This window comes from Streptosporangium sp. NPDC003464, assembly GCF_053588315.1.
On the sequence record NZ_JBSFPS010000101.1, the window covers coordinates 19,511 to 31,813 of the forward strand.

11 protein-coding genes and 2 pseudogenes are annotated in these 12,303 nt (G+C 71.7%); 9 read left to right on the plus strand and 4 right to left on the minus strand.

Going from position 1 to position 12,303, the window contains the following annotated elements; translation table 11 throughout:
• Positions 1–78: 78 nt before the first annotated feature.
• The gene (locus tag ACWDS7_RS22690; RefSeq protein ID WP_451930883.1) at positions 79–2,391 is read left to right on the plus strand and encodes an immune inhibitor A domain-containing protein; all 2,313 of its coding nucleotides are present in this window, start codon (positions 79–81) and stop codon (positions 2,389–2,391) included.
• Between the two features lie 184 nt (positions 2,392–2,575).
• Here ACWDS7_RS22690 and ACWDS7_RS22695 read toward each other — a convergent pair whose 3' ends face one another.
• A complete protein-coding gene (locus ACWDS7_RS22695) occupies positions 2,576–3,055 on the minus strand; it encodes a hypothetical protein (protein ID WP_451930884.1) in 480 nt (159 codons plus the stop codon).
• A gap of 571 nt (positions 3,056–3,626) precedes the next feature.
• On the opposite strand from ACWDS7_RS22695, the pseudogene ACWDS7_RS22700 reads away from it, so the two are divergent.
• A pseudogene (locus ACWDS7_RS22700) lies at positions 3,627–3,773 on the plus strand (hypothetical protein); the annotation flags it as partial.
• A gap of 46 nt (positions 3,774–3,819) precedes the next feature.
• On the opposite strand, the gene ACWDS7_RS22705 reads toward ACWDS7_RS22700, so the two are convergent.
• On the minus strand, positions 3,820–4,560 hold the full coding sequence (locus ACWDS7_RS22705) for a TetR/AcrR family transcriptional regulator (protein WP_451930885.1): 741 nt from the start codon (positions 4,558–4,560) through the stop codon (positions 3,820–3,822).
• Between the two features lie 102 nt (positions 4,561–4,662).
• Here ACWDS7_RS22705 and ACWDS7_RS22710 point away from each other — a divergent pair, with 102 nt between their 5' ends.
• The 3 genes from ACWDS7_RS22710 (at position 4,663) to ACWDS7_RS22720 (ending at position 7,031) form a co-directional block, all read left to right on the plus strand.
• Positions 4,663–5,382 (plus strand): DUF2306 domain-containing protein, encoded by a 720-nt coding sequence (locus ACWDS7_RS22710; RefSeq protein WP_451930886.1) that lies wholly within the window; start codon positions 4,663–4,665, stop codon positions 5,380–5,382.
• Positions 5,383–5,625: 243 nt separating this feature from the next.
• Positions 5,626–5,817 (plus strand): ferredoxin, encoded by a 192-nt coding sequence (locus tag ACWDS7_RS22715; protein WP_451930887.1) that lies wholly within the window; start codon positions 5,626–5,628, stop codon positions 5,815–5,817.
• Positions 5,814–7,031 carry an NAD(P)/FAD-dependent oxidoreductase gene (locus tag ACWDS7_RS22720; RefSeq protein ID WP_451930888.1) on the plus strand — a complete coding sequence of 406 codons (1,218 nt, stop codon included), beginning with the start codon at positions 5,814–5,816 and terminating at the stop codon, positions 7,029–7,031. Before ACWDS7_RS22715 ends, ACWDS7_RS22720 begins: the two co-directional genes overlap by 4 nt.
• Positions 7,032–7,208: 177 nt before the next feature.
• Here ACWDS7_RS22720 and ACWDS7_RS22725 read toward each other — a convergent pair whose 3' ends face one another.
• Entirely contained in the window at positions 7,209–8,180 is a 972-nt protein-coding gene (locus tag ACWDS7_RS22725) for a helix-turn-helix transcriptional regulator (protein ID WP_451930889.1), read from the minus strand.
• Between the two features lie 92 nt (positions 8,181–8,272).
• Here ACWDS7_RS22725 and ACWDS7_RS22730 point away from each other — a divergent pair, with 92 nt between their 5' ends.
• A complete protein-coding gene (locus ACWDS7_RS22730; RefSeq protein WP_451930890.1) occupies positions 8,273–9,256 on the plus strand; it encodes a zinc-binding dehydrogenase in 984 nt (327 codons plus the stop codon).
• A 60-nt stretch (positions 9,257–9,316) separates the two neighbouring features.
• On the opposite strand, the gene ACWDS7_RS22735 is transcribed toward ACWDS7_RS22730, so the two are convergent.
• Positions 9,317–10,702, minus strand: a complete 1,386-nt coding sequence (locus tag ACWDS7_RS22735; protein WP_451930891.1) for an aminotransferase-like domain-containing protein — start codon at positions 10,700–10,702, stop codon at positions 9,317–9,319.
• Positions 10,703–10,993: 291 nt separating this feature from the next.
• Here ACWDS7_RS22735 and ACWDS7_RS22740 point away from each other — a divergent pair, with 291 nt between their 5' ends.
• The 3 genes and pseudogenes from ACWDS7_RS22740 to ACWDS7_RS22750 form a co-directional block, all read left to right on the plus strand.
• Positions 10,994–11,443, plus strand: a complete 450-nt coding sequence (locus ACWDS7_RS22740; protein ID WP_306856848.1) for an RlpA-like double-psi beta-barrel domain-containing protein — start codon at positions 10,994–10,996, stop codon at positions 11,441–11,443.
• An 11-nt stretch (positions 11,444–11,454) separates the two neighbouring features.
• The gene (locus ACWDS7_RS22745) at positions 11,455–12,051 is read left to right on the plus strand and encodes a cell wall protein (RefSeq protein ID WP_306856847.1); all 597 of its coding nucleotides are present in this window, start codon (positions 11,455–11,457) and stop codon (positions 12,049–12,051) included.
• Positions 12,052–12,060: 9 nt separating this feature from the next.
• Positions 12,061–12,303 (plus strand): annotated as a pseudogene (locus ACWDS7_RS22750) (MauE/DoxX family redox-associated membrane protein); the annotation flags it as partial.

Sequence of the window (12,303 nt, forward strand, 5' to 3'; positions counted from 1 at the left end):
AATCCCCCTTGTTCGCAATTAATGTGATGTGACATATTACGCGTGACACTCCCCGTTTCCGAAAGGAACTCCCCCCACGTGCGTAAGCTCATCACCATGCTCGCGGCCGGGCTGGTCGGGACGGCCCTGGGCGCCTCCGCGCTGCCCGGCCTCGCCGCCGCGGACCCGGACCCGGCCCCCAAACCGCCCGCCGCCAAGCCCGGGGACGGCCGGCATTCGGACGCGGTCAGCCCGTTCGCGGTCGAAGAGCAGTCCCTCCGGACCAAGGCCATGGAGCAGGCGCTGACCGCCCCCCAGGCGGGCAAGCGCTCCTCGGGCAAGGTCAAGGTCGGCGACCGGTACGTCGAGCTCGCCCTCGAACGCAAGGACAAGATCTTCACCGTGCTCGCCGAGTTCGGCAACAAGATCGACAACACGACCCTGCACGGAGGAAAGATCCGCTACGGCGGCGTACCCGGCCCGCTGCACAACCAGATCCCCAGACCCCAGCGGAGCTACGACAACCACACGCTCTGGCAGCGGGACTTCAGCCGGGCCTACTACCAGGACATCTACTTCAACGGCGCCCAGGGCGCCAACTCGCTGCGCAACTTCTACCGGCTCCAGTCCGCCGGCCGGTACGACTTCGACGGCTACGTCTCCGACTGGGTGAAGGTCCCCTACAACGAGTCCCGCTACGGCACCCCGCGCTGCGACAGCGGCCTCGACTGCGACACCCCCCTGTTCGACTTCGTCAAGGACTCCGCCAACGCCTGGTACGACGCCGAGCGCGCCAAGGGCCGCAGCGTCGAGGACATCACGGCCGAGCTCAAGTCCTACGACGTCTGGGACCGCTACGACCACGACTTCGACGGCGACTTCGACGAGCCCGACGGCTACATCGACCGTTTCCAGGTGATCCACGCCGGCGTCGACGAGACGTGGGGCGGCGGCGCGCAGGGCGCGGACGCGCTGTGGGCGGTCAACCACGACGCCTACTGGAACCTGCGCGGGAGCTCCGGTCCGGCGGGCAACCTGCGGGGCGGCACCCAGATCGGCGACACCGGCGTCTGGGTCGGCAAGTTCCTGACCGCCGGCGAGAACAGCGGCGTCGGCCTGATCGCCCACGAGTACGGCCACGACCTGGGCTTACCCGACCTGTACGACGGCGGCGGGAGCAACAGCGTCCAGTTCTGGTCGCTCATGTCCACCGCCTCGTACCTGAGCAGGAAGGACGGACCGAGCGGCGAGTATCCGGGCGACCTGGACGCCTGGAGCAAACTGCGGCTCGGCTGGCTGTCCCACGACAGGGCCAAGGCCGCCACGGCGTCCACTCACACCCTCGGCGTGAGCTCCTACAACACCGCCGACCCACAGGCCGTCATCGTCGACCTGCCGCCGCACACGGTCACCACCGAGCTGGTCGAGCCGGCCCAGGGCTCCCATCAGTGGTGGAGCGGCAGGGGCGACTACCTCAACGAGACGCTCAGCCGCGAGATCGACCTGACCGGCGCGGCCCCGGCCGTCCTGAACGCCAAGGTCTGGTACCAGATCGAGCAGGACTTCGACTACCTCTACGCCGAGGTCTCCGAGGACGGCAAGGTCTGGACGCCGATCGGCGGCACCGTCGGCGGGCAGCCGATCCCGAGCGTCAACGGCGTGCCCGGCATCACCGGACGCAGCGGCTGGACCGACCTGAGCCTCCCGCTGGACGCCTACCGGGGTAAGAAGATCCAGTTCCGGTTCCGCTACTTCACCGACACCAACACCGCCGAGAACGGCTTCATCGTCGACGCCGTCACCGGCGCCGTCACCGACGACGCGGAGAACGGCGACAACGGCTGGAGCGCGACGGGCTTCAGCCGCGTCGGCAAGACCGGGACCAAGCAACACCCCCGCGCCTACATCGCCGAGAACCGGCGCTACACCGGCTACGGCGCCTACCTCAAGACCGGCCCCTACAGCGCAGGCTTCTCCAACGACCCCACCCGGCGCGAGATCTACGAGCACTACTCCTACCGGGAGGGCGTCCTCGTCTGGCTCTGGGACACCTACTACACCGACAACGCCACCCGTAACCACCCCGGCGAGGGCATGATCCTGCCCATCGACGCCCATCCGGTCCCGCTGCTCTGGAAAGACAACAGCATGGTCAACGACCGGCTCCAGGGCTTCGACGCCCCCTTCGGCCTGTCCTCCACCGGCCGTTTCGCGCTGCACAAGGACAGCGCCAAGACGACCTTCCCCTCGCTCCCCGCCGTCCCGGCCTTCAACGACCGCACCGGCGTCTACTGGTACAGCACCAGCCCCCTGCTGGGCGTCCGGCCTCCCGACACCAACACCGAGATCAAGGTGGTCCGGGAAGCCGCCAAGGGCCTTCGCACCACCATCACGGTGGGCCCCGCCTCCTGAGCGGGCGCGGGCTCGCGTCCCACCGGACCCGGAGAGCCCGGATCCCGGCGGCCGATGACGGCCGCCTGCCACCCGCGGCCGGGTGAGCACGCGGGGGCGAACGCGCGGGGGCGCAGGGCACGGGGGCGCGGGGGCGCGCGCCGGTGGTCGCGCGCCCCCGCTCATTCAGTCGCCCCGGGCCGGATCAGTAGATGACCGGCACATCGACGGAGACGGAGGTCGGGCCGGGCAGGGGCGTGCCGCCGCCACCGGGGCCCGCCGGGCCGGGGGTGATCTCCACCTTGGCGCGGACCGTGGTCCCGGAGGCCACGGTCGTGGTCACGCCCTCGACGGTGAAGGTGTTGTTCCAGATGCTCAGCGCCTGGCTCCCCGACCCGAGCGGGGCACCGCCGACGATCGCGCCGGAGACCAGCGCACCGACGCTGCGGGGATTGACCGGGGGCTCGGAGATGCCTAGGGCGCCGATGATCCCGTAGACCCGCACCTGACCGCCGGTGACGTCCACGCACGCCTTGACGTTCAGTCCCTGGATCGGACCGCTGGTGCTGCACGTGGTCGTCGTCGTGAGAGTCGCTGCCGAGGCGGGAGTGCTCATCGCGAGCCCGCCGGCGATAGCGGCCCCGGCCATCACGAGCGCGAGACCGCGGTTGACGATCTGGTTCATCGAATTCCTCCGTTGGGGTCGGGCGCCCGACCCCGTTGCCGGGCGCCCGTGATTTATAAGATGCCACATGTCACATTGCACAGGGGTGAGCTCCAAGAGAATTGCCGGAAAATTGCTTAGAGCGCCTTGGAACGCTGCAATCCTGCGGCGCCATGCAATGAAACGCCGCGCCGGAGCGGCGCCCCATCGGACGCCATTCGCCCTACGGCCGGCGACGCCGGGACCGGTCCTTAATTAAGGGCATTACATAATCCAATTAAGGGCATTGCCCAATATCGGGAATCGGCTTCTCCGGTGCCACCCGCCGCAACCGCGCCGGCCTCGACCAGGCCCTCGCCGCCGAGTACAGCGTCGGACGCTCCACCATCCACCGCGTCATCCACGGGCCGGAAAACTCCAGGTAGAGCGGTCACATGCCGCGGCCGGACGTCACACTTCGCGCGAGGTCATCCTCAGCGCCAATGGCTGTTCCCGGGCTTCTCGACCCCGAGCTCAGCGGTGCTCAGCCAAGCAAGATCAATCCCAGCGTTAACCGCTGTACCACCGCTGCTCAACCCCGGATTCGGTTCCGATGCTCCTCAGCCCCCGGATCCCGCAGGTGGTGCGCGACCTCGGCACGGCCCGGGTGACCGACCCCGCGGAACGGCTCGGCCTCCCCGCGGCCACCGTGCGCCGAGACGCCGCCGCGCCGGCCGACGCCGGCCTGCCGCGCCGCTCGCACGGCTCGGTCTCGCCGCCCCGATCCGGCCGCCGGCTGACCCGGCTCAGGCCCGGGCGGCGCGTTCGATCGCCACCCCCACCCCGTCGAGCAGGTGGTCCAGGCCGGCGCGGAAGTCGTCGTCCGGACCGGCCCCCGGGCGGGGGGCGAACACCCCGGCCTCGACGGCGCGGGCCAGCGCCGGGAACCGGCCGGGGTCGGCGAGCTCGGTGAGCAGGGCGGCGTACGCCTCGTCGGCCTTTTCCTCCGGTTCGGCGGTCATGGACGTCAGGAGCTGGGCCGCGCCGCGTACGTAGTGCACCGTCAGCATGACGATCGAGAGCCGGGCCCGCGGGTCCAGCGGCGTGCCGTCGAGGGCGCGCAGCGCGGCGTCCAGCCAGGCGAGCTGGCCGGGGTCCATCGGCGGGGAGTTCACCAGCTGGACGATCCATGGATGCCGCAGGTAGACGCCGAACAGCTCGACGGCCCACCGGGTGAGTGAGCCGCGCCAGTCGGCCGGCGCCGTGCCGAACTCCGGCGGCGGGCCGGGCGCGGCGGCCAGCATGAACAGCTGCAGGTCGTCCTTGCCGGCCACGTGCCGGTACAGCGACATGGGCGCGCAGCCGAGCCGGTCGGCGAGCCGGGCCATGGACAGCGCGGCCAGGCCCTCCTCGTCGGCGAGGGCGACGGCCGCCGCCACGATCCGCTCCAGGCTGAGCGCGGGTGTGCGTCCCCGCCCCTTCGGCTTGGTCCGCCCCCACAGCACGTTCAGCGCGTGTGGCAGCCCGTCTTCGATGTCGTCCGGCATTCCAGGAGCTTACCAGTTTGCGTATGATCTACGCATTGCGTATATGATACGCAACAAGCGTATGGCATACGCATCTGCTCGACCACCCCCCTTGGAGCCGTCATGCACACGACGATCGACAGTCCTCCGCCGGTACCGGCCCACCGGCGTCCGTGGTGGCGGCGCCCCTGGACGGTGCCGCTCGGCCTGCTCACGGCCGGATTCCTCGCGTTCTCGCTGCCGCCGTACCTGACCGGGGACCCGTCGCTGTCCCGGGTGCCGCAGCCAGAGGGGTTCGGCCTGCACTACCCGCTGCTCGTGGCACACGTGCTGGTCGCCACGGTCGCCATGGTCACCGCGTTCTTCCAGGTGTGGCCGTGGTTCCGCCGACGGCACCCGGTGTGGCACCGGCGCGCCGGGCGGGTCTACGTGTTCGCCGGGGTGCTGCCGGCCGGCCTGACCGGCCTGGTCATCGGGGCGGGCAGCCCGTTCGGGCTGTTCCTCGCGGTCAGCGACGTGCTCCTCGCCCTGCTGTGGCTCGCCTTCACCGGGGCGGGCTGGCGCGCCGCCCGCGCCCGCCGGTACGCCGACCACCGGCGCTGGATGCTGCGCAGCACCGTGCTGACCTACTCCATCATCACCAACCGGGTGTGGACCGTGATCCTGATCATCGCCCTGCCCCCGCTGCAGGACACCGTCTTCCACGGCGACCCCAACCTGGTGGCGTGGACGACCTCCGGGCTGGCCGGCTGGCTCGGCTGGACGATCCCGCTGCTGGCCATGGAGTGGTACCTGGAGCGCGAGGTGGCCCGCCGCGGCCGCCGCAGCACGCTCGCGGCCTGATCCCGGAGGCCGATCCCGGAACGGTCCCGGAACGACCGCCCGCCCCGGAACCGCCGCCGGCTTCGACCTGGCCCCAGACCCCGATCACGGACCTGTGGAACGTCGGGGACGCGGTCAAGGAGTACGCCAACGGCGGCACCACGGCCTGCGCCGAGACCGCCGAGCCCGTCGTCGACGGGATCGCTGAGCGCCACCCTGCCGCGTCCGGCCGCCAGAGCCGGCGCATCCGTCCAAGGAGGAACAATGAAGATCACCATTGACCGTGCCAGGTGCGCCGGCCTGGGCATCTGCGAGTCGCTCGCTCCGGAGTACTTCGAGGTCGACGGCGACGGCGAGCTGGTCCTGCTGCGGGAGGACATGCCGGAGGAGGACCTCGACCGGCTGCGGGCGGCGGTCGAGGGCTGCCCGACCGAAGCGCTGCGGCTCAAGTCATGACCGAGCGGCGGCTGGTGGTCGCCGGAGCCTCCCTGGCCGGCCTGCGGGCGGTCGAGGCGGCCCGCAGGAGCGGCTTCGACGGCTCCATCACCCTCATCGGCACCGAACCCCACCTGCCCTACGACCGGCCGCCGCTGTCCAAGGAGTTCCTGGGCGGGGCCGGGCTGCCCCCCTTCCGTTCCGAAGACGTGCTCCGCGACGGACTGGGTACCGAACTGGCGCTCGGCACGGCGGCGACCGCACTGGACACCGCTGCCCGGACCGTCCGGGCCGGGGATCGTGAGTACGGCTACGACGCCCTGGTCATCGCGACCGGTGCCACGGCCCGGACCCTGCCGGGCACCGAGGGGCTGGCCGGGGTCCACACCCTGCGCACCCGCGACGACGCGCTCGCCGTACGGCGGGCGCTGGACGCCGGTGCCCGCACGGTCGTCGTCGGCGCCGGATTCATCGGCTCCGAGGTCGCCTCCGCCGCCCGCGAGCGCGGCCTGGAGGTGACGATCGTCGAGGCGCTGCCCACCCCGCTGGCGCGTGCGGTCGGCGAGACCATGGGAACGGCCTGCGCCGTCCTGCACACACGCAACGGCACGGATCTGCGATGCGGGGCCGGTGTGGCGGCCGTCGAGGGCGAGAGGAGGGTCGAGCGGGTCCGGCTCACCGACGGGACCGTGCTGCCGGCCGACCTGGTGGTGGCCGGCATCGGCGCAGTGCCCGCCGTCGACTGGCTCGCCGGGTCGGGGCTGTCCCTGGACAACGGTGTCGTCTGCGACGAGACCCTGTGCACCGGAGCTCCAGGGGTGTACGCCGCCGGGGACGTCGCCCGCTGGCGCAATCCGGCGTTCGATCGGCACATGCGGCTGGAGCACTGGACCAGCGCGGCCGAGCAGGGGGCCGTCGCGGCGCGCAACGCACTCGACCCCGGCAACGCCAAGCCGTACTCCACGGTGCCGTATTTCTGGTCGGATTGGTATGGCTCGCGCCTCCAGTTCGTCGGGGTCCCGGCCACCGATGAGATCCGCGTGGTCGACGGAGACCCCGCCGGGGACCGCTTCGTCGCTCTCTATCGAGAAGGCGGCCGCCTGGCCGGGACTCTGACGATGAACGGTCAGGCTCAGATCATGAAGTACCGCGGGCTCATCATGCGCGGCGCCTCGTGGGCCGAGGGCCTGGAGTTCGCCGAGCGCCGCAGGGCCGCGGCCTTGGAGAAGGTGTGACAGGGAGATACCGGCGGTGAGCGTTGACACGACCGGCCGGAAGGCGCAGCCCCCCACCGAGCAGGCCCCACCGAGAGGACGACCTCGGCCGGCCTCTCCGGTCTCGACGGTGCGCTTGAGCGGGTTCTGACGGGCCGCCTCAGCTGCTACGGACGCCGCGCCATCGTCGCGATCCGGCTATGGCGGGGACGGGCTGTCGGGTGCGCCGGTGGCCCGGACGAAGCGTGCGCCCCACTCCTGGACGTGCGCGGCGAACTCCGGCGGCCCCAGCACCTCGAACTCGGCGCCCACATTGCCCAGCGCCTGGGTCGGCCAATCGAGAGAGGTCGAGGTCATGGTGATCCGGCAGGTGCCGTGGTCGAGCGGTTCGATCGTGCCCCACTGACCGACCGCCTGCCGTACCCGGGTCGCGGGGGCGTGGACGAGCGCCTGGACCGTGTACGGCGCCGGCGCCCCGCCGGCTTCCTGGACGAAGGCCGCGGCGTCCTCGGCCGGGAGCGGACGCGGTCGGAAGCGCGTGCCGGTCGCGGCCGGCTCGGTCAGCCTGTCGAGGCGGAAGCTGCGCCAGTCGTGCCGGGCCAGGTCGTAGGCGACCAGGTACCATCGTCCGCCGAGGGCGACGACGCGGTGCGGCTCGACCTCGCGCTCGGTGGGGGCGGAGCGTCTGGCGGTGTAGCCGAAGCGCAGCCGCTCCTGGTCCCGGCAGGCCTGGGCGACCGCGGTGAGCACTCCCGCGGCGACGACCGGCCCGGATGCGGCGACGGAGAGGGTCATCTCCCGCAGGGCGTCCACCCTGGCCCGCAGCCTGGGCGGCAGGACCTGAACCACCTTGGTGAGTGCGCGCAGCGACGCCTCCTGCATCCCGGCGATCCCGCTCTGTGCCACGTCACCGATGCCCACCGCGAGGGCCACCGCCTCCTCGTCATCCAGCAGCAGCGGCGGCAGGACCGCGCCGGGCGCGAGCTGGTAGCCGCCGTCGGTGCCGCGGGCCGCGCTGACCGGGTAGCCGAGCTCGCGCAGCCGGTCAACGTCGCGGCGCAGGGTCCGCTCGGACACCCCGAGCCGCTCGGCCAGTTCCGTGCCGGGCCAGTGGCGGTGGGTCTGCAGCAGCGAGAGCAGCGTGAGAGTCCGTGAGCTGGTGTTCGCCATACCACCATCCTCGCCCGACTTCCGGTCAAAAAGTGACCGGAAGCCTCTCTAGAGTCGATTTCGAAGGCCGTACCGACATAAAGGACCAAAAGATGATCACCCGTGAGATCCAGCTGACCGCCCAGGTCGTCGGCACCCCCACGCTCGACCACTTCACTGTCACCACGACCGAGGTGGAGGGCGAGGTTGTGGTGCGGACTGACCAGATCGGCCTCGCCGCGACCTACCTGGAGCTGATGCGCGCCGACTGCACCATCCCGGTACCGGCCTGGCAGCCGGGCCGGCGGGTGGGCGTGGCCGCCATCGGCACCGTCGTCCGGTCCGACAGCCCCGAGCTCGCGGTCGGTGACCTGGTCCAGTCGATGACCGGCTGGAGCGAGTACTCGGCGGGCCCGGCCACCCAGTACACCAAGCTTGATCCCATCCCGGACCCCGGCTACTACCTCGGTCAGGGGCCCACGGCCTACTACGGGATGGCCGACGTGGCGGGCGTCGGCGAGGGCGACGTGGTGTTCGTCTCCGGCGCGGCGGGCGGGGTCGGCTCGCTGGCCGGGCAGATCGCCAAGTGCCTGGGCGCGGCGCGGGTGATCGGCAGCGCCGGCAGCCCGGCCAAGGTCGACTATCTGGTGAACGAGCTCGGCTACGACGCCGCCTTCGACTACCGCGACGGCTCGGTGGCCGACCGGCTCCGAGAGCTCGCGCCCGAGGGCATCTCGGTGTTCTTCGACGTCGTGGGCGGCGAGCAGTATCAGGCCGCGCTGCAGACGGCCAGGCCCGGCGCCCGCTTCGCGCTGTGCGGCTCGCTGTCCAGCCAGCTCGGCGGTGCGGCGGAGCGCTTCCCCAAGCCCGATCACGCCGCGGCCCAGGCCCTGGGCGTCGAGCTGCTGCCGTTCTCCTGCTACCACACCCCCGACCAGATCGCCGCCTGGCGGGAACACTTCAGCACCTGGCTGGGCGAGGGCCGCTTCGTCTACCCGCAGACGGTCGTCAAGGGCGGGATCGAGGACGTGCCGCAGGCGTTCCTGTCCCTGCTCCAGGGGTCCTACCGGGGCAATGTCTCGGTGCGGCTGTCGTGACGACGCTCTCGAGCGGGGCCCTGCCGGGCCGCCGGTCGACAACGTGCCGGGGAAGCCGTCTCAGCCGAGCCGGCTCGCGCCCTCGACCAGCTCGGCGATGTTCGCGGCCGCCGCGAAGCTCAGCCGGAGGTAGGCGTCGGGGGGCTCGGCGGGGAAGTAGCGGTTGCCGGGGTTGACGAAGACGCCGCGGGCCTGGGCGGCGTCGGCCACAGCGACGGCCTGCCGGCCGGACGGCAGCCGGACCCACAGGTGGAGCCCGCCCTCCGGCACTCGGGTGAGCGTCCAATCGGGGACCTGGCGGGCCAGGGCGCCGGCGAGGGCGGCGCACCGTTCGCGCAGCGCGCCGGCCAGAGCCTGGAGGTGGCGATCCCACGCAGGCGTGCTGAGCAACTCGATCGCCGCCTCCTGCAGCGGCCGGGCGACGAAGAAGTCGTCGACGTAGCGCATGCCCAGCAGCCGCCGCGTCACCGGGCCGCGGGCGATGACGGCGCCGATGCGCAGGCTGGGAGAGGCGGGCTTGGTCAGGGAGGTCAGGTGGACGACGGTCCCGTCGGGGTCGTCGGCGACCAGCGGGGCGAGCGGGGGGCGTCCGTGGCCGAGGTGCCTGGCGAAGTCGTCCTCGATGAGGAAGGCGCCCGCGGCCCGCGCGACCTCGACGATCCGGCGGCGCCTGTCGGCGGCCAGCACCGTCCCCGTGGGGTTGTGGAAGGTGGGCTGGCAGTACAGAAGGGAGGCTCCGGTCATGTCGAAGGCGCTCGCCAGCAGGTCGGGACGGACGCCGTCGTCGTCCATGGGGACGGGGATCGGGCGCAGCCCCGCGGCCCGGGCGGCGGCCAGGGCCCCCGGGTAGGTGGGCGACTCCATCAGCACCGCGCTCCCCGGTGCCGCGACGGCGCGGAACAGCATGGACAGCGCGCCCTGGCCGCCACCGGTGATCAGCACGTCCTGCGCGGTCACGGCGCCGCCCACCGCTCGGGCGAAGATGGCGCGCAGTGGTTCCAGGCCGGCTGTCGGCGCGCGGTGCCAGGCGTCCGGGCGGCGCGCCGCGCGGGCGAGGGCGGCCGCCAGCGCCCGCGTCGGCTGCAGCGTCTCGTGAAGGTAGCCGCCGGACATCGCGATCCCCCCCTCCAGCGGGGGGTGGGCCGCCTCGACGGCGTTGCCCGGGTCGTACTCCCGGCCGGCCAGCGTGATCTCCTGCCACGACGTGTCACCCGGCGTCGCGGCCGGACGGGCCGGGCGAGGGGCGACGAACGTGCCGATTCCCGGGCGGGTGACCACGGTGCCCTCGGCGATCAGCACGGCGATCGCGCGGGACACCGTGCCGGGCCCGACCCGGAAGCGCTCGATCAGCTCTCGGCTGCTCGGCAACCGGTCGCCGGGCGCCATACGGGCCAGCAGGGGCCGGATGCTCTCGACCAACTCCACAGAAGTGCTACTGTCCGCCACGGAAATCAATAGTAGTACTACTGGCATCGCCGCAGAATCACCTCCGGCGGAGGGCCTGCGCCGCAGGAGGCACCCCGCACTCTCTCACCGGGGCCGCCGGTCACCCGGCGCACGATCTCGCGCCGACACCTCCTCGGCCCCCGCCTCAGGCTCGGGCGACTTGGCGGCCGGCTCCGGATCGGGCATTGACGGAGATTAATTACATGTTTTGATGAGATAAGTTAGAAAATTTCCACACAGCTGCACCATCGGACCCGGGGGACCGTCGGAGCCCACCCCAGGAGGATGCGCATGGCGCGCAGCCAGCCCACTGACCCGCCCGTCGACTTACTCGCAGCAGTCCAAGGAGAAGTCTCCTGGTTCTGCTGCGGCACGGCCTGGGGGCCGTGCAGCAGCACCGGTAAGGGAGCCTGCGGCACCTGCAACTCCGGGAACCTGCAACACGCCTGGCCCAACACCTCCGACGCCTGCTGGTCGATCACCCGGCCGGACAGCTGCGGCGTCTCGCTGTCCCGCAGGACCTGCGGTTTCAACCACCGCATCACGGCGCTGTGCAGCGGCGCCGCCGTCGTCACCTCCATCGCCGACTGCGGACCGCAGACGGACCTGTTCTGCGGCGAGCGCAGCTGCTGCGGCGCGACCTGCGCGAGCAACCGGCTGATCGACCTGACCCCGGCCGCCTACAGCCGGATCGCCAGCCTCTCGACCGGCCTGCGGCCGTGCGAGATCTCGGTCCCCTAGGAGGCGGCCCGATGACCAGCAGAAGGCAACTGCTCAAGTCCGCCCTGCTCGGCGGCGGAGCCGGCGTCGTCGCCGCGACCGCGCTGGGATCGCTCGGCCCGGAGGCGGCCTTCGGCGCCGTGGCACCCGAGATCGAGCCCGGCACCCCCGACCCCAACTTCGCCGAGGGACGGATCCGTTCCATCAAGGACAACACGCTCTTCGTCCTGGGATCGAACATGGTCTTCCACCGCATCAGGGTCGTCGACGGCACGAGCCTGTGGAAGCTCGGCCCCGTCGCCTTCGACCAGGCCAGACCCGGTGACGGGCTCTACGCCCGGGGCGTCCGGATGCCCGACGGGGTGCTCGCCGCCGAGGCGGTGTGGCTCAACATCGTCAACATCAAGGGCCACATCAGGAACATCACCAGCGAGAAGATCCACCTGGACCACAAGGGGCAGGAGATCCTCTGCCACCGCGTGCCGGGCAGATCGGTCGCCGTCTATTCCGACTCGCCGCCCTCCGCCGACCTGTCGCTGCTGCGGGTGAGCCAGCACGTGCAGGTCCTGGGCGCCTGGCGGCCCGACACCAACGAAGTCGACATCGCCACCGTCTTCTCCCCTCACTAGGAGCGACAGATGCATGGGATCGCCGCGCTGCAGCCGTATGTGATCGGCTCCTTCCTGCTCTGGGCCGCGCTGGTGAAACTGCTCAGTCGGAAGATGCGGGCGCAGGCCGGGCAGAGCGCGCTGGCCCGGCTGGTCGGCTCGGCGCACGCGGTCCCCGCGCTCCGGCTCGTCGGGGTGCTGGAGCTCGCGGTGGCGGCCGCGCTGCTGCTGCCGCCGGTCCTGCCCGCGGAGGGCGCGGCCGGCGCCGCGCTC